Genomic DNA, 17,082 nt, shown 5'->3' on the forward strand with positions numbered 1-17,082 from the left:
GCGGCGGTCACTTGAGTCCCAGGTCCCTCTCCACCAGGGCGAAGAGTTCGTCGTCCGTGGCGTTGCCGAGCCGGTCGGCCAGTGCGGCCGCTTCGGCGAGGCCGTCGCCGCCCGTGGCGTGGGCGGAGGCGGCCGCGGTGGGCCCGTTGGCGGTCCGGGACAGCAGCGACTCCAGGCGCATCACGATCCGGACCCGGTCGAGGTCGTCGTCCGGGCGTCGGGCGAGCGCCGCCTCGAGTCGGTCGAGTTCGTCGGCCGACGGCAGGGCGTCGGCGTCCTCGGGTGTTTCGGGCAGCAGCAGGCCGCCGAGGTGTTCCGCCAGCGCGACCGGGGTCGGCTGGTCGAAGACGAGCGTGGCGGGCAGGTCCAGGCCGGTCGCCCTGGTGAGCCGGTCGCGCAGGGCGACGGCGGTGAGCGAGTCGATGCCGAGGTCGCGGAAGGTGCTGTCGGGCTCGACCTCCTCGGCGCCGGTGTGGCCGAGCGCGACGGCGGCGTGCGTGCGCACCAGTTCCACCAGGGCGCGTCCGCGTTCGGCGGCGGAGAGGGCGGCCAGCCGGTCGCGCAGTCCGTCCTCGGCGCCGGCCGCGCCGTCCGCCGGGTCCTCGTCCGGCCGTCCCGCCGACAGTGCCCGGACCTCGGGCAGGTCGGCCAGCAGCGGGCTGGGGCGCAGCGCGGTGAAGGAGGGAGCGAAGGCCGCCCAGTCCACCTCGGCCGCGGCCACCGCCGGTTCCGGGGCGTCGAGTGCCTGGCGCAGCGCGGTCAGGGCGGACGCGGGCCGCAGCAGGGGGATGCCGCGGCGTCGCATGGTCTCGGCCGCGCCGGCCTCGACCATGCCGCCGCCGTCCCACGGTCCCCAGGCGACGGAGCGGACGGGGACGCCTTCGTGGGCACGGAGTTCGGCGAGCGTGTCGAGGTAGGCGTTGGCCGCGGCGTACGCCCCGTGGTTCGCCACGCCCCAGACGGCGGAGACGGACGAGAAGTGGACGACGGCGTCGAGTGCCGCGGGGTCGAGGAGTTCGTCGAGGTGCCGGGCGCCGGCGGCCTTGCCGCCCATCAGGCGGGCCAGGTCGGTGACGCCGGTGCCGGCGAGGGGGGCGAGTTCGCCCAGGCCGGCGGTGTGCATGACGGTCCGGACGGTGACGCCGTCGGCGGTCAGCCGTGCCAGGACGCGGGTGACGTCGTCGCGGTCCTGGAGGTCGCAGGCGAGGACGGTGACGCGGGCGCCGAGCGCGGTGAGGTCGGCGGTGAGGCCGTCGGCGCCGGGGGCGTCGGGTCCGCGCCGGCTGAGGAGGACGAGGTGGTCGGCTCCCTCGGCGGCCAGCCGGCGGGCGACGTGGCCGCCGATGGCTCCGGTGCCGCCGGTGATCAGTGCGGTGCCGGTGGGCCGCCATCCGGCGCCGGGCCGTGCGGTGGCGGTCCCGGCGTGGCGCAGGCGCCGTCCGTAGGCGCCGCGGGCGCGGAGGGCCATCTGGTCCTCGCCGTCGGTGCGGGTCAGTGCGGCCGCGAGCCGGGTGGCCAGGCGGGGGTCGCCGTCCACACCGTGGGCGGGGAGGTCGATCAGCCCGCCCCAGTGGGCGGGGTGTTCGAGTGCGGCGACCCTTCCCAGTCCCCAGACGGCGGCCTGGCCGGGGCTGGTGGGCGCCTCGTCGTCGCCGGCGCCGACGGCGCCCGCGGTGAGGGTCCACAGCGGGCCGGGGTCGGTGTCGAGGGCGGCGTGCAGCAGGTGGAGGGTGGCGGCCTGGCCGGCGGTGAGGGCCGGGTGGCCGGGGCAGGGCGTCTCGTCGAGGGCGAGCAGCGAGACGACGCCGCGCAGGCGTTCGCCGGGGGCGACGTGGTCGCGGAGCAGGTCGGCGAGTTCGTCCGCGTCGGTGCCGGCGGGGTCGACGAGGAGCAGGTCGGTGTCGCCGTTGCCTTCGGTGAGGGCCTGTCGGCAGGCTTCGGCGGTGGCGGTGATGCCGGCGGTGTCGGGGACCACCAGCAGCCAGCGTCCGGCGCAGGACGGCGCGGGCTGTTCCTCCAGGGCGGTCCAGTCGACGCGGTAGCGCCAGGCGGCGACGGTCTCCTGCTCGCGGCTGTCGCGGTGCCAGGTCGACAGGGCGGGCAGCAGGGGCGCGAGCTGGGCCGGGTCCAGGCCGGTGGCGGCGGCCGCAGCCTCGGTGTCCTGGTCGTCGACGGCCGTCCAGAAGCGGGACTCGGCCGGTGAGGCGGTGGCCGTGGGCGCGGTGGCCGGGTTGGTGTCGCGCGCCGTGGGCCAGTAGCGGGTGCGCTGGAAGGGGTAGGTGGGCGCGTCGGTGAGGCGGGCGGTGGGCCAGGGTTCCAGCGCGGTGCGCCAGTCCACCGGCGCGCCGAGGACGTGGGCCTCGGCGAGGCTGGTCAGGAGGCGTTCGCGGCCGCCCCGGTCGCGGTGCAGGGTGCCGAGGGCGGCGACGGTGCGGCCCGCCTCGGCGGCGGTCTCCTGGATGGCGGCGGTGAGGACCGGGTGCGGGCCGACCTCGATCAGGAGGGTGTGGCCGTCGCGGAGCGCGGCGGTGGTGGCGCGGTCGAAGCGGGCGGTCTCGCGGAGGCCGGTGAACCAGTAGTCGGCGTCGGCGCCCGCGGTGTCGAAGCGGTCGCCGGTGAGCGACGAGTAGAAGGGCACCTCGGAGGTGCGCGGGTTTCCGGCCGCGGCGGCCAGCGCGGCGGTGACGGTGGTGCGGACGGCCTCCATCTGCGCGGAATGCGCGGCGTAGTCGAAGGGCAGCCACCGGCACCGGACGCCGTCGGCGGCGAGCCGCGCCTCGAGGTCCGCGAGGGCGGCGGGCTCGCCGGAGACCACGGCCGAGCCGGGGCCGTTGACGAGGGCGAGGGAGATCCGGCCGTCGTAGGGGGTCAGGTGCTGCTCGGCGCGTTCGGCGGGCAGCGCCACGGCCAGCATGCGGCCCTGGCCGGCGACCTGGGTGAGGGCCTTGGCGCGCAGGGCGACCACGGCGGCGCCGTCGGTCAGGGACAGCGCGCCGGCGACGACGGCGGCGGCGATCTCGCCCTGGCTGTGCCCGATGACCGCGGACGGGGTGACGCCGTGCGCCCGCCACACCTCGGCGAGCGACACCATCACCGCCCACAGCAGCGGCTGGACGACGTCCACGCGCTCCAGGTCGGGGGCGCCGGGGCGGCGGCGGAGCACGTCGGCGGGGACGAAGTCGACGTGCGGCGCGAGGGCGTGCGCGCACTCCGCGAACCGTGCCGCGAACACCGGTGACTCGTCGAGCAGTCGGGCCGCCATGCCCTCCCACTGGGTGCCCTGGCCGGGGAAGACGAAGGCCACCTTGGGGGTGGTGTCGCGGCCGGTGACGGCGGCCGGGTGGGGCCGGTCGTCGGCCACCGCGGCGAGGGCGTCGAGGAGTTGGCGCCTGTCGGCGCCGACGACCACGGCGCGGTGTTCCGCGGCGGTGCGGGCGGTGGCCAGGGTGAACGCGGTGTCGGCCGGTACGGCCGCGGCGTCGCCGGACAGGTGGGTGTGCAGGGCGGCGGCCTGGGCGCGCAGGGCCTTCGGGGTGCGGGCGGAGAGCACGAGCGGGAGCGCGGCGTCGGCGTCCCCGGGGGCGGGCACGTCGCCCGTGGTCCCGGGGGCGGGCGCGTCGCCCGTGTCCTCGGGGGCGGGGGCCTCCAGGAGGACGTGGGCGTTGGTGCCGCTGACGCCGAAGGAGGAGACGCCCGCGCGTCGCGGCCGCCCGGTGGCGGGCCAGGGGCGGTCCTCGGTGAGGAGGGCGACGTTCCCGGCGGTCCAGTCCACCTTGGTGGTCGGCCGGTCCACGTGCAGGGTGCGGGGCAGCAGTCCGTGGCGCATGGCCAGGGTCATCTTGACGATGCCGGCGATGCCGGCGGCGGCCTGGGTGTGGCCGATGTTGGACTTCACGCTGCCGGTCCACAGGGGTTCGGCGCGGTCCTGCCCGTAGGCGGCGAGCAGTGCCTCCGCCTCGATCGGGTCGCCGAGGGCGGTGCCGGTGCCGTGGGCCTCGACGGCGTCCACGTCGGTGGGGGCGAGGCCGGCGTCGCGGAGCGCGGCGCGGATCACCCGCTGCTGGGCGGGGCCGCTGGGCGCGGAGAGGCCGTTGGAGGCGCCGTCCTGGTTGACGGCGCTGCCGCGGAGCACGGCGAGGACGGGGTGGCCGTTGCGGCGGGCGTCGGAGAGGCGTTCCAGCAGCAGCACGGCGGCGCCCTCGCCCCAGCTGGTGCCGTCGGCGCCGTCGGCGAACGCCTTGCAGCGGCCTTCGGGGGCGAGTCCGCCGAGGGTGCCGAACTCGGTGAACGGGCCGGGGGTGCTCATCACGGTCACTCCGGCGGCCAGCGCCAGGGAGCATTCGCCCTCGCGCAGGGACCGCAGGGCGAGGTGGACGGCGACCAGGCCGGAGGAGCAGGCGGTGTCGACGGTGACCGCGGGGCCCTCCAGGCCGAGGGTGTAGGAGAGCCGGCCGGAGAGGACGGCGCCGGTGACGCCGGAGGTCAGGTGTCCCTCGACGTCCTCGCCCGAGCCGAGCAGCAGGTAGCCGTAGTCCTGGCCGTTGCTGCCGACGAAGACGCCGGTGTCGCTGCCGCGCAGGGATCCGGGGGCGACCCCGGCGCGTTCGGCGGCCTCCCAGGCGGTCTCCAGGAGCAGCCGCTGCTGCGGGTCCATGGCGAGGGCCTCGCGGGGCGAGATGCCGAACATCGCGGCGTCGAAGCCCGCGACGTCGTCGATGAAGGCGCCGAAGCCGGCCGCCGGAGCGCCGTCGGCGGTGTCGAGGAGGGCCCCGAGGTCCCAGCCGCGGTCGGTGGGGAAGGAGGTGACGGCGTCCTCGCCGCGGGCGATCAGCTGCCAGAAGTCGTCGGGGGTCCGGACGCCGCCGGGAAAGCGGCAGCCGATGCCGACGACGGCGACGGCGTCGTCGGCGGCGGCGGCGGTCGCGGACGTCCGCACCCCGGCGGTGGCGGACGGGGCGGACGGCGGTGACGCGGGGGCGGCCTCGCCCAGCAGCCGGGCGGCGAGGTGCTCGCCGAGGGTGAGGGGACGGGAGTGGTCGAAGACCAGGCCGGCGGGGAGGGTCAGTCCGGTGCGGGCGGCCAGCCGGTCGCGCAGTTCGACGGCGGTGAGCGACTCCAGGCCGAGGTCGCGGAAGGGCGTCCGGAGGCCGATCGGGTCCACGGACGGGTGCCCGAGCACGGCGGCGGTCTCCTCGCGGACCAGCTCGGTCAGCGGGGCGGAGCGGTCCCGCGCGGGCAGCCCGGCCAGGGTCCGGGCCCAGGCGGCCCGTACCGTCGCGGGGTCGTCGGCGGTGGGGGCGGCGGCCGGCTCGCCCGCCTCCGGGATCTCCCCGAAGAGGCGGGTGGGCCGGGTCACCTGGAAGGCGGGGGTGAAGCGCCGCCAGTCGACGTCGGCGACGACCAGGGTGGTCTCGTCGCGGTCGAGGGCGGCTCCCAGCGCGGTGGCGGCCAGCTCGGGCGGCATGGGCCGCAGCCCGCGCCGGGCGAGGTGCGCGCGGGTGTCCTCGTCCGCGGCCATGCCGGCCCCGTCCCAGGGGCCCCAGGCGATCGAGGTGGTGGGCAGCCCGGCGGCGCGGCGGCGCTCGGCCAGGGCGTCCAGGTGGGCGTTGGCGGCGGCGTAGGCGGCCTGCCCGCCGCTCCCCCACGCTCCGGCGACGGAGGAGAAGAGCACGAGGCGTTCGGCGCGTGCGGTGTCGGAGAGGAGGTCGTCGAGCACCTCGGCGCCGCGCACCTTGGCGTCGAGGACGTCGGCGAAGGCGTCGAGTCCGGTGGTCTCCAGCGCCTCGGCGCCGGTCACGCCGGCGGCGTGCACGACCGTGCGGACGTCGTGTTCGGCGAGGAGCGCCGCCATGGCCGTGCGGTCGGTGACGTCGCAGGCGACGGCGGTGACCCGGGTGGCGGGCGCGAGTTCGGCGGCGAGCTCGGCCGCTCCGGGGGCGTGCGGGCCGCGGCGGCCCGCCAGGACGACGTGGGGGGCGCCCCGTTCGGCGAGGAGCCGTGCCGTGCGGAGGCCGAGGGCGCCGGTCCCGCCGGTGACGAGGACGGTGCCGTCCGGGCGCCAGGAGGCGTCGGGGGCGGTGCTCCCGGAGGCGGGGGTGACGCGCCGGGCGAAGACGCCCGAGGGCCGCAGGGCGGTCTGGTCCTCGCCGGTCGTGCCGGTGAGGAGGGCCACCAGGAGGGCGGCCGACTTCTCGTCGAGGGCGGCGGGCAGGTCGATCAGGCCACCCCAGCGGCCCGGGTGTTCGAGGGCCGCGACCCGTCCGAAGCCCCACAGCGCGGCCTGGCGGGGGCTGCCGACCCGCTCGGCGGGGCCGACGGCGACGGCGCCGCGGGTCAGCGCCCACAGCGGCGCGTCGATCCCGGCGTCGCCGAGGGCCTGGGTGAGCAGCACGGTCCCGGCCAGGCCCGCGGAGAGGACGGGGTGCCCGGTGGACGGCGTGTCCTCCAGCCCGAGCAGCGACACCACGCCGGTGCAGGGGCCGTCGGCGACGGATCGGCTCAGCAGTTCGGCGAGTTCCCCGCGGTCGGCCCCCGTGAGGAGGCCGACGGGCACTTCGGTGACCTCGGCCCCGGCGTCGCGGAGCGCCGCGGGCACCGCGGCGGTCAGGGGGTCGTGGCCGCGTTCCGCGGGCAGCACGGCGAGCCAGCGGCCGTGGGCGGGGGCCGGTGCGGGGTCGCTGAGGGGCCGCCAGGTCACCCGGTAGCGCAGCGAGTCGGCGCGGACGCGGTCGCGGTGGTCGTGCCGCCAGCGGGTGAGGGCGGGCAGCAGCGGTTCGACGGCGGCGGGGTCGGGCAGACCCACGGTCTCGGCGAGCAGGCCGGCGTCCCCGGCCTCGACGGCGTTCCAGAACCGCTCCGCGGCCCGGTCGGTGGCCCGGTCGGCGGCCCAGTCCTCGGCCCGGTCGGCGGTGGCGGGCACCGGACCGGCGGGGCGCGCGGTACCGGACTCGATCCAGTAGCGGTCGCGGTGGAAGGCGTAGGTGGGCAGCGGCGCCAGGCGTCCGCCCCAGCGGCCGAAGACGGCCCGCCAGTCGACGGCCGCGCCGGCCGTGTGGGCCGCGGCGAGGGCGGTGAGCAGGGCCTCCGGTTCGGGGCGGCCGGGGCGGAGCGCGGCGGCGACCGTCGGACCGCGCGGGGTCGAGCCGGGCGCCGGCAGGACGTCGCGTGCGGCGGCGGCGAGGGCGCCGCCCGGGCCGAGCTCGATGAAGACGGAGGCGCCGTGCTCGTGGGTCCAGGAGACCGCGTCGGCGAACCGCACGGTCCGGCGGACCTGCCGCACCCAGTACTCCGGGTCGCACACGGTGTCCGCGGTGGCGGGGCAGCCGGTCAGCGTGGAGACGAGCGGCAGCGTCGGCGGGTGGTACGTCAGCGAGCGGGCGACGGCCGCGAAGTCGTCGAGCATCGGCTCCATCAGGCGCGAGTGGAACGCGTGGGAGACGACCAGCCGCTTCACCCGCACGCCCTCGGACCGCAGCCGCCGCTCCAGCGCGTCGATCGCCTCCGCGTCGCCGGAGACCGTGATCGCGGTCGGCCCGTTCACGGCGGCCAGATCGACGCCGTCGGGCAGCTCCAGCGCGTCCTCGGCGGCCTCGACGGCCAGCATCGCACCGCCGGACGGCAGCGCGTCCATCAGCCGGCCGCGGGCGGCGACGAGGGTGCAGGCGTCGTCGAGGGAGAGCACTCCGGCGACATGGGCGGCGGCCAGTTCCCCGACGGAGTGCCCGACGAGCTGGTCGGGGACCACGCCCCAGGACTCCAGGAGCCGGAACAGGGCGACCTCGAGGGCGAAGAGCCCGGCCTGGGCGTGGACCGTCCGGTCCAGCGCGCCCCCGCCGTGCGCCCCGCTCCGGCTCCCGCCTTCTTCCTCGCTCTCGCCGTCGCCAAGGACGAGGTGGCGCAGGCCGGGGCCCGTACCGGTGTCGAGGCGGGCGCAAATCTCGTCGAAGGCGCGGGCGAACACCGGGAACGCCGCGTGGAGTTCGCGGCCCATGCCGGTGCGCTGGGAGCCCTGTCCGGTGAAGAGGAACACCGTGCGGGCGTCCTCGGGCGCCTCGCCGCGGACGAGGCCCGCGGGGGCGCGGCCCGCGGCCAGCGCCTCGAGGCCGGCGGCGAGACCGGCGCGGTCGCCGGCCAGCACGACGGCGCGGTGCTCCAGCGGCGAGCGGGTGGTGGCGAGGGTGTGGCCGATGTCCAGCAGGCTCAGGTCCGGCCGCGCCTCGAGCGCTGCTCCGAGCCGCCGCGCCTGCGCGGCGAGCGCCTCGGCGGTGCGGCCCGAGACGGGGCAGGGCACCACGGCGGGGGCGGGGGCCGGGGAGGCGTCGCGCGCCGTCCCGTCGGAGCCGGAGCCGGAGCCTGAATCGGAGCCGGTGCCTGCATCGGCGCCTGCATCGGCGCCTGCGTCGGCGCCGGAGTGGGAGCCGGAGTGGGAGCCTGTGTCGGAGTCGGGCGCGGGCGCCTCGCCGAGGATGACGTGGGCGTTGGTGCCGCTCAGCCCGAAGGACGAGATGCCGGCCCGTCTGGGCCGCCCCGTCGAGGGCCACGGTCTCTCCTCGTGCAGCAGCCGCACGGCGCCCGCGGACCAGTCGATGTGCGGTGACGGTTCGTCGGCGTGCAGGGTGCGGGGCAGGACGCCGTGGCGGAGCGCCTCGACCATCTTGATCAGCCCCGCCATGCCCGCGGCGGCCTGGGCGTGGCCGATGTTCGACTTCAGCGAGCCGAGCCAGAGCGGCTCCTCGCGGTTCTGGCCGTACGTGCCGAGCAGCGCCTCCGCCTCGATGGGGTCGCCGAGCCGGGTGCCGGTCCCGTGCGCCTCGACGGCGTCCACCTCGGAGGGGAGCAGCCCGGCGTCGGCGAGGGCGGCGCGGATGACGGCGCGCTGGGCGCGGCCGTTGGGGGCGGTCAGCCCGTTGGAGGCGCCGTCGGAGTTCACGGCGGACCCGCAGAGGACGGCGTGGACGTGGTGGCCGTTGGCCCGCGCGTCGGAGAGCCGTTCCAGCAGGACGACGCCCGCTCCCTCGGCCCAGCCGGTGCCGTCGGCGTCCGCGCCGAAGGACTTGCAGCGGCCGTCGGCGGCGAGGCCCCCGTGGCGTCCGAACTCGCCGAACATGCCGAGGTCGGCGAGGACCGCGACACCGGCGGTGACGGCGAGGTCGCATTCGCCGGCGCGCAGGGCCCTGGCGGCCTGGTGCACGGCGACCAGGGAGGACGAGCAGGCGGTGTCCACCGTCATGGCGGGACCCTCGAGCCCGAAGGTGTAGGCGATCCGGCCGGACAGGACGCTGCCCGCCATGCCGGTCATCAGGTGGCCCTCGGAGCCCTCGGGCAGCTCGGCGCCTCCGCCGTAGCCGGAGGAGCCGGCTCCGACGAACACCCCGGTCCGGGTGGCGCGCAGGGAGAGCGGCGGGATGCCGGCCCGTTCCAGCGCCTGCCACACGGTCTCCAGCAGGACGCGCTGCTGGGGGTCCATGGTGAGCGCCTCGCGGGGGCTGATCCCGAACAGCGCCGCGTCGAAGCGGTCGGCGTCCTCGATGAAGCCGCCCTTGAGCGCGGAGAGCGCCTGGTGCCCCTCGGGCAGGCCCCAGCCGCGGTCGGCGGGCAGGCCGCCGACGGCGTCGCGGCCCTCGTGGACGAGCCGCCACAGGCCGTCGGGGTCGTCGGCGCCGCCCGGGTAGCGGCAGGCCATGCCGACGACGGCGAGCGGTTCGCGGGCCTGGTTCTCGGCGTCGGCCAGCCGCTGCCGGGTCTCGGCGAGGTCGGCCGTGACGCGCTTGAGGTACCGCAGGAGTTTCTGGTCGTCCGCCGTGCCCGCTCCCTGCGCGGGTGCGGTGCGGTCGGTCGTGTGGCGGGAGTTCACGACAGTCCCAGCTCCTTGTCGATGAAGTCGAAGACGTCGGACGCGGAGGCGTCCTCGAGGCGGTCGGTGACGACCGTCTTCACGCCTGCCGGGTCCGTCCCGCCCTCGGCCATGCCGGCCAGCAGGGCGCGCAGCCGGTCGGCGACGGCCCGGCCGTCGGCCCCGGACGCGGTGAGCCGGGCGACGGCTTCCTCCAGCCGGTGCAGTCCGGCCAGGACGGCGCCGGTGTCGTCCTCGGCCGGTTCGGCGGTCCCGGCCAGTTCGGTCCACAGGTGCGTGGCGAGCGCGGTCGGCGTGGGATGGTCGAAGACCAGCCCGGCGGGCAGGCGCAGGCCGGTCGCCCTGGTGAGCCGGTTGCGCAGTTCCACGGCGGTGAGCGAGTCGAAGCCCAGCTTGGTGAAGGCCTGGTCGGCGGCGACCGCGTCGGGGCCGTCGTAGCCGAGGACGGCGGCGGCCTGGGCGCGCACGAGGTCGAGGACGGTGCGCCGCTGCTCGGGCGCGGGGAGCCGGGTGAGGTCGGCGGCCAGGCTCCGTTCGGTCGCGGCGCCCGCCCTGGCGCGGGTGGCGGAGGCGCGGACCAGCCCGCGCAGCAGGGCCGGCACCTCCTGCCCCCGCGCCTCCTCGCGCAGCCGGGCGTGGTCGAGGGCGACGGGCACGAGATGGGCGTGGGGCAGGCCGCGGGCCGCGTCGAACAGGGCCATCCCGGTCTCCGCGCCGATCACGCCGGCCCTCGTCGCCCGGTGGCCCTCGCGGCCGAAGCCGGCCGCCATGCCGTCCTCGGTGTCCCACAGGCCCCAGGCCAGGGACTGGCCGGCCAGTCCGCGGACCCGGCGGCGGTGGGCCACCGCGTCCAGCACGGCGTTGGCGGCGGCGTAGCTCGCCTGCCCGGCGGCCCCGAAGGTCGCGGCGGCCGAGGAGAACAGGACGAAGAAGGCGAGGTCCTGGTGGGCGGTCAGCTCGTCCAGGTGGAGGGCGGCGTCCGCCTTGGGGGCCAGGACACGGTCGGCGCGCTCGGGGGTGAGCGCGTCGAGCACGCCGTCGTCGAGGATTCCGGCGGCGTGGACGACGCCGGTGAGCGGGCGGTCGAGTCCGGCCAGCAGGGCGGTGAGGGCGTCGCGGTCGGCGACGTCGCAGGCCTCGATCCGGACGGTGGCTCCGGCTTCGGTGAGGTCGGCGGCGAGCCGGTCGGCGCCGGGCGCGGCGGGGCCGCTGCGGCCGGCCAGCACCAGGTGGCGCACGCCGTGTTCGGCGACCAGGTGGCGGGCGAGCAGGCTCGCCAGCGCTCCGGTGCCGCCGGTGATGAGGACGGTGCCGTCCGGGTCGGGGGCGGCGGGCAGGGTGAGGACGTTCTTGCCGATGTGGCGGCCGCGGCCCATGTACCGGAAGGCCTCGGCGGCGTCGCGCAGGTCCCAGGCGGTGAGCGGGAGGAGTTCCAGGACTCCGCGGTCGAACAGGTCGACGATCTCGGTGAAGATCTCCGCGATCCGGCCCCGGTCCCCGGTCATGAGGTCGAAGACCTCGTAGTGGACGCCGGGGTGGGCGGCGGCGACCTGTTCGCCGTCGCGGATGTCCGTCTTGCCCATTTCGACGAACCGGCCGCCGGGGGCGATCAGCCGCAGCGAGGCGTCGATGAAGGCGCCTTCCAGCGAGTTCAGCACCACGTCGACGCCGCGTCCGCCGGTGGCCTCGCGCACCCGCTGCTCGAAGTCGGTCGTGCGGGAGGAGGACAGCCGCTCGTCGGGCAGTCCGGTGGCCGGCCACTTGCCCGGGGAGGCGGTGCCGTGGATCTCCAGGCCGAGGTGGCGGGCGAGCTGCACGGCGGCCATGCCGACGCCGCCCGCCGCGGCGTGGACGAGGACGCTCTCGCCCGCGGTGGCGCCCGCGACGTCGACCAGGCCGTAGTAGGCCGTGAGGAAGGGGGTGGGCACGGAGGCGGCCTCCGCGTAGGTCCACTCCTTCCGCATGCGGGCCAGCATCCGCCGGTCGGTGACCGCGGTGGGCCCGAAGGCCCCGGCGAAGAGGCCGAAGACGCGGTCGCCGGGGGCGAGGTCGGTGACCTCCGCGCCGGTCTCCAGGACGACGCCGGCTCCTTCGGTGCCCATGCCGCGCTGGCCGGGGACCATGCCGAGGGCCATCACCACGTCGCGGAAGTTGACGCCCGCGGCGCGCATCGCGACCCGGACCTGGGTGGGGCCGAGGTCGGCGAGGGCCTCGGGGGCGGGCACGAACGCCAGGCCCTCCAGGGTGCCTTCCCCGGTGGTGTCCAGCCGGGTGCCGGGGACCGGCTCCTCGGCGAGTGCCGGGCCCGCGCCCTGGGCGAGGCGGGGGGCGAGCAGGGCGCCCGCGCGGATCGCGAGCTGCGGCTCGGGGGATCCGAGGGCGGTGGGCAGTGCGGCGGCCGAGTCGGGGTGGCCGTCCAGGTCGATCAGGGCGAAGTGGTCCGGGTGCTCGCTGTGCGCGGAGCGCAGCAGGCCGTGGACGGCGACGCCGGCGAGGTCGGGGACGTCCTCGCCCGCGCCGACGGCGACCGCCCGCGTGGTCAGCACGGTGAGCCGGGAGCCCGCGAAGCGCGCGTCGGCCAGCCAGGTCCGGGTGGCGTGCAGCGCCTCGTGGACGGCGGCGTGCACGGCGGCCGGGGTGGCGTTCCCGCCGGGGCGGGAGCCGCACCACAGGACGGTCTCCGGCAGCGTCCCGCCCGCGTCGACGGCGGCGCCGAGGGCGTCCAGGTCGTCGTAGCGGGTCGCCGCAGACGGTTCGAGGGAGGCGGGCGGCGGGCCGACCAGGACGAGCGGGAGGGCCGTCCCCTCGGCGGCGGGCGCCCAGTCCACGCGGTGGAGCGCCTCGAGGTCCGCGGCGCGGGCCACCCGGCGCAGCGCGTCGGCGGCCATCGGCCGGAGGGTCAGGGAGGCGACCTCGGCGACGGGGGTCCCGGAGGCGTCGGCCGCGTGGAGCGAGACGGCGTCCGGGCCGGCCGGCGACAGCCGCACCCGCAGGGTGTCGGCGCCGGTCGCCCGCAGCCTGACGCCCTCCCAGGCGAACGGGAGCAGGCCGGGCCGCGTGAGCAGGCCGCCGACCCCCGCCGCGTGGAGTGCGGCGTCGAGGAGGGCGGGGTGGAGTCCGAAGCGTTCGGCGTCCGCGCGGGCCCCTTCGGGGAGCGCGACCTCCGCGCAGAGGTCGTCCCCGGCACGCCAGAGGGTCCTGAGTCCGCGGAAGGTCGGCCCGTAGGCGTAGCCGGCGGTGGCGAGGTCCTCGTAGCAGCCGTCGACGGGCACCGGTACGGCTCCGGCGGGCGGCCACGGCGCCGGTGTGCCGGGCTCGGGCGCCGCGGCCCCGGAGCCGTCCCCGGCGAGGAAGCCGGTGGCGTGCGTGGTCCAGGCGGGCCCGGCCTCGCCGAGGCCGTCCGCCGTCTCGGGGCGGGCGGAGATCGTGACGGGCCGTCGGCCGTCAGCGGCGGTCTCCCCCACGAGCATCTGCAGGGTGACGGCGGCGCCGGCCGGCACCACCAGGGGTGCCTGCAGGGTGAGTTCGTCGAGTCCGTCGAGGCCGGCCTGCAGGGCCAGTTCCACGAAGGCGGTGCCGGGCAGCAGCACGGTGTCCGCGACGGCGTGGTCGGCGAGCCAGGGGTGGGTGGCGGTGGACAGCCTGCCCGTCCAGAGGGTGCCGCCGCCGGCGAGCGGGGCCGCCGCGCCGAGCAGCGGGTGGCGTACGCCGGAGAGTCCGGCGGCCGCGACGTCGGCGGTGGGGCGGATGTCGGGCCAGTAGCGCCGCTGCTGGAAGGGGTAGGTGGGCAGGTCGAGGACGTGCCGGCCGGCCGGGCCGCCGAGCACGCCGGGCCAGTCGACGTCGACGCCCGCGCAGTGGGCCTCGGCGAGGGCCAGCACCCAGCGGCGGACCTCGTCCTCGCCCCGGCGCAGGGTGGTGAGCACCGCGCCCGGGGTGTCGATGTCGTCGAGGATGTCGGTGATGCCCGGGGTGAGCACGGGGTGCGGGCTGATCTCGAGGAAGGCGGTGTGGCCGTCGGCCACGGCGGCGCGGACGGCCTGGTCGAACCGCACGGTGTCGCGGAGGTTGCGGTACCAGTAGCCGGGGGCGAGGTCGTCGGTGGTCAGCGCCGCGCCGGTGACCGTCGAGTAGAACGGCACGTTGCCGGGGGTGGCGGGCGCGGCGGGCAGCTCGTCGAAGACCGGCCGGAGCGGCTCGACCAGCACGGTGTGCGAGGCGTAGTCGACGTCGATGCGGCGGGCGCGGACGCCGCGCCGTTCGCATGCGGCGGCGAGCTCGGCGAGTGCGGCGTTCCCGCCGCCGACCACGGTGACCCGCGGGCCGTTGAGCGCGGCGATCCACGCCGGGCGGTCCAGCGTGGCGAGGAGTTCCGCCGCCTCGGCCTCGGGCATCGGCAGGGACACCATGCCGCTGCGGCCCGACAGCTGGTCGGCGACGGCCCGGCTGCGCGCGGCGACGATCCGTGCGGCGTCCTCCAGTTCCATGGCTCCCGCCACGACGGCGGCGGCCAGTTCGCCCTGGGACGCGCCGATCACGGCGGCGGGCTCGACGCCCGACGCGCGCCACAGCTCGGCCAGTGACACCATCACCGCCCACAGCAGGGGCTGCACCACGTCGACGCGGTCGACGCCGTCGTGCGCGGGGTCCTCGCCGCGGATCACGGCGATGGGCGAGAAGTCGAGGTAGGGGGCGAGGGCCCGCTCGCACTCCTCGAGCCGGGCCCGGAACACCGGTTCGGTGTCGATCAGCCGGGCGGCCATGCCGCTCCACTGGGCGCCCTGTCCGGGGAAGACGAAGACGGGCGCCCCGGTGCGGCGGGCCGTGCCGCGGCGCAGCTGGGGCGACTCGCCGTCCGCGGCGAGGGCGGTCAGCCCGTCGGGGCCGAGGACGACGGCGCGCTCGGTGAGCGTGGCCCGGGCGGTGGCCAGCGTCCAGGCCACGTCGAGCGGGTCGTGGTCCGCCCCGGTGACCGGGGCGGACGCGGCGAGCCGGCGGGCCTGGTCGCGCAGCCCGGCGGGGGTGTCGGCGGAGAGCAGCCACGGCACGGGCGGGGCCTGGTCCGCGGGGGCCGGCGCGAGGGCGGGCGCGGCGGGTTCACGCACGGCGTCCTCGGTCCCGGCGGCCTCGTCGGCGGGGGCCTGCTCCAGGATGACGTGGGCGTTGGTGCCGCTCATGCCGAACGACGAGACGCCCACCCGGCGCGGTCCGGGCCGGTCGGGCCAGGCCCGTTCTTCGTCGAGCAGCCGGACGTTCCCGGCCGTCCAGTCGACCTGGGTGGTGGGCCGGTCGGCGAAGAGCGTGCGCGGCAGCCGGCCGGCGCGCATGGCCATGGCTCCCTTGATGACGCCGGCGATGCCGGAGGCGGCCTGCGTGTGGCCGATGTTGGACTTGACGGAGCCCAGCCAGAGCGGCTCGTCGCCGGGCCGGTCCTGGCCGTAGGTGGCCAGCAGGGCCTGCGCCTCGATCGGGTCGCCGAGCCGGGTTCCGGTGCCGTGGGCCTCGACCATGTCCACGTCGGCGGCGGCGAGCCCGGCGTCGGCGAGGGCGGCGCGGATGACGCGCTGCTGGGAGGGCCCGTTGGGGGCGGTGAGGCCGTTGGAGGCGCCGTCCTGGTTGACGGCGGAGCCGCGGACCACCGCGAGGATCCGGTGGCCGTTGCGGCGGGCGTCGGAGAGGCGTTCCAGCAGCAGGACGCCGGCGCCCTCTCCCCATCCGGTGCCGTCGGCCTCGTCGGAGAACGCCTTGCAGCGGCCGTCGGCCGCCATCGCGTCCTGCTTGCCGAACTCGGCGAAGACGCCGGGGGTGGACATGGTGACGACGCCGCCGGCGAGGGCCAGGGAGCATTCGTCGCGGCGCAGCGCCTGGGCCGCGAGGTGCAGGGCGACCAGGCCGGAGGAGCAGGCGGTGTCGACGGTGACGGCCGGGCCCTCCAGGCCGAAGGTGTAGGAGATCCGGCCGGAGAGCACGCTGGCCGAGCCGCCGGTGGCGAGGTAGCCCTCGCCGCCCTCGGGGGTCTCGCCGGGCAGCGAGGTGTAGTCGTGGTTGTTGGCGCCCGCGAAGACGCCGGTGCGGGAGCCGCGCAGCGACAGCGGGTCGATGCCGGCGCGCTCGAAGACCTCCCAGGCGGTCTCCAGCAGCAGTCGTTGCTGCGGGTCCATCATCACGGCCTCGCGGGGCGAGATGTTGAACAGGCCGGCGTCGAACGAGGCGATGTCCGCCAGGAAGCCGCCCTGGAGGGGGCGGGGCCCCTCGGCGTCGTCGGCGGGCCGCAGCGGCCAGCCGCGCTCCGGGGGGCAGTCGCCGACCGCGTCGACGCCGTCGGCGACCAGGTTCCACAGGTCCTCGGGGGAGCGGACGTCGCCGGGGAAGCGGCAGCTCATGCCGATGACGGCCAGCGGCTCGTCGTGCGCGGCACGGGTGTCCGGGTCGGCGGGCACCGCGGCGGCGCCGGTGGCGTCCTGCCGGTCCTCGGCCGCCAGGGGCAGGTCCGCGGCGAGCAGACCGGCGAGGTGGGTGGTGAGGTCCTGCGCGGTGGGGTGGTCGAAGACCAGGGTGGCGGGCAGGTCCAGGCCGGTGGCCTCGCTGAGCCGCCCCCGCAGTTCCACCGCCATCAGCGAGTCGAACCCCAGGTCGGAGAAGGCTCGCAGCGGTGCGACGGCGTCGCTGCCGCTGTGGCCCAGGGTGGCGGCCGCCTCGTCGCGGACGAGGGCCAGCAGGACGCGTTCCCGCTGCTGCGCGCCGAGTTCCGCGACGCGCCGCCGGAACGGGGCGGCCGTGGTGGGGGCCGCCGTCTCGGTCGCCTGGCGGGCGGCCTCGGGGAGTTCGGCGAACAGCGTCGAGGGCCGGACGGCGGTGAAGCTGCCCGAGAAGCGCTGCCAGTCGAGGTCGGCGAAGATGAGGCAGCCGAGGTCGTGGGTGACGGCCTGCTCCAGCGCGTTCACGGCGAGACCGGGCTCCAGCGGGACGAGGCCGCGGCGGCGCAGGTGCTCCTCCGCCTCGCCGTCGACGAGCATGCCGGCTTCGGCCCACGGGCCCCAGGCCACCGAGGTGGCGGCCAGGCCACGGGCGCGGCGCCGTTCGGCCAGCGCGTCCAGGTGGGCGTTGGCCGCCGCGTACGCGGACTGCCCGCCACTGCCCCAGACCCCGGCGATCGACGAGAACAGCACGAACATCTCGGCGTCGGGCACCAGTTCGTCCAGGTGCCGGGCGCCGAGCGTCTTGGCCCG

General features: G+C 77.4%; 2 protein-coding genes. Both read right to left on the bottom strand.

The window, feature by feature from the left end:
* Nucleotides 1-7 precede the first annotated feature (7 nt).
* Nucleotides 8-9,853 (bottom strand): type I polyketide synthase, encoded by a 9,846-nt coding sequence (locus ABZ836_RS28505; RefSeq protein WP_361146902.1) that lies wholly within the window; start codon nucleotides 9,851-9,853, stop codon nucleotides 8-10.
* A partial coding sequence (locus ABZ836_RS28510; protein WP_361146905.1) for an SDR family NAD(P)-dependent oxidoreductase occupies nucleotides 9,850-17,082 on the bottom strand: 7,233 nt, incomplete at its 5' end. The genes ABZ836_RS28505 and ABZ836_RS28510, both read right to left, overlap by 4 nt.

It is taken from the genome of Streptomyces sp. NPDC047130 (assembly GCF_040643475.1).
GTDB lineage: Bacteria > Actinomycetota > Actinomycetes > Streptomycetales > Streptomycetaceae > Streptomyces.